The 1,577-nt window shown below is 41.0% G+C and carries 2 protein-coding genes; both read left to right on the forward strand.

What is annotated here, in order from left to right; genetic code table 11:
* Positions 1 to 696 precede the first annotated feature (696 nt).
* Positions 697 to 993: an IS3 family transposase gene (locus R2Q59_RS20615; RefSeq protein WP_410478933.1), complete on the forward strand. Its 297-nt coding sequence runs from the start codon at positions 697 to 699 to the stop codon at positions 991 to 993.
* Between the two features lie 182 nt (positions 994 to 1,175).
* Entirely contained in the window at positions 1,176 to 1,409 is a 234-nt protein-coding gene (locus R2Q59_RS20570) for an IS3 family transposase (RefSeq protein ID WP_316787364.1), read from the forward strand.
* The last annotated feature ends 168 nt before the right edge of the window (positions 1,410 to 1,577 follow it).

The raw sequence follows: 1,577 nt of genomic DNA on the forward strand, positions 1-1,577 counted from the left end.
CAATCAACCTCACCTTCCTTTTCCTTCCGTCGTTACCTCCGTAGCGGGTTGCAAAGGTAGGAAAAAATCCAACAATGCAAAACGCAACGATACTTTTATCCGTGTCAAAACACCTAACACAATGAGACACAACGAGAAAAGTTTATTGTTAATATTGCAGGCAGGTGCATTGAGGGGAAAACAGAGGTGATGGGCAATGGTCTTGCCACCTAAACCCGACATCAACGGAAATACTTTGGCTTGTAGGCACTTCGACCACGCTCAGTGTGACGGTGCAAAAGATTTTATAACCAGTAACTCCAAATAAGTGTGTCCAGAAAATTAGGACGAAGTGAAGATGGAATACAATTGGGCAAAAAAGAAATGGATCATTGCTAGAGCTATCCAAACTGAAAAGTTCCGTAAAGTAAAGAAAGCTGCAACCGAGCTAGGTTAAGCAATTAGCGCAACAATCGAAATTCGATGAAGGTAAGATCATAATGAGGATTGCGGTCCTCAGTGCATAACAGATGAAATCGGGAGATTGAAAAAGACGTTGAAAAATGCTAAGCTTGAACGTGATATCATAAAAAGTCGATTGGCATCCTTTCAAAGGAAACGGAGGATATAAAATAGTTCCTATTTACAAAGTGGGCCAAGGATCTGGTAGTTTTTTGGCAACAACAGAACTCCTAACTGCTGGCCATTCTCAAATTAGTGTATTCGAAGAGCAAGGGGCGTTATGGTAGTCCATGCATAACCAGGGAACTGAATGCTGACGGCATAAGGTTATCACGTCCACGGATAGCGAGGTTGATGGGCAGAAACGCCATAAAGAGTATTATGAAGCGGAGATACAGGGTAACTACTAACTCCAACCGCCATTATCCAGTAAATACAAGGCTGTTGTTGAGCGATTTCAGTACTGCCAGTACAGAGGAGAAATGGGTAAGTGACATTACCTATGTCAGAACCGAGGACATAAATGTGGTCATAGATCTGGCGGATCGATAAGCCATCGGTTGGAGCATGGATAATAGTATGAGCGCCAGTTCAACGATTGTGGATGCATGGAACATGGGCATAAAGAACAGGCACTTGGAGAGAGAACTTGTATTTCATAGTGACAGGGGTATCCTATATGCCAACGATGAGTTTCACAGATGCCTTAAGGGACTACCCCCATACTGCAAAGTATGAGCAGAAAAGGCAATTGCTGGGACAATTCCATCGCCGAAAGCTTTTTTAAGACCATAAAAACGGAAATGAAATACCACAGAAAATTTGAAACTATGGCACAGACAAAACTTGAGATATTAGATTACATCGAAGTTTGGTACAATAGAAAAAGAAGACATTCTATACTTGATTACCTAATTCCAGTTCAGGTGGAACAGGAAATGATGAAAAATAAAACAGAAGCTGCCTAAAATGTCTCTACTTTATTATTTCAATTGCAATTCCAGTTTTGAAGGTAGCGCCTTTCTGCTTTACTCGTTTTGCTCCGTTTTCGCTTCCATCAGGTCTTGGTAGCAACTTTGTACAAGTAGCTCAAACAAATCTCCCAATCAATTAATCGTTTAAAAACGCACATAAAA

The organism is Pedobacter frigiditerrae (genome assembly GCF_032678705.1).
GTDB lineage: Bacteria > Bacteroidota > Bacteroidia > Sphingobacteriales > Sphingobacteriaceae > Pedobacter > Pedobacter frigiditerrae_A.

Bases quoted from the DNA above. Each gene is read 5' to 3' on its own strand.
- R2Q59_RS20570 (WP_316787364.1), top strand. From the start codon at position 1,176: ATGAGCAGAAAAGGCAATTGCTGGGACAATTCCATCGCCGAAAGCTTT.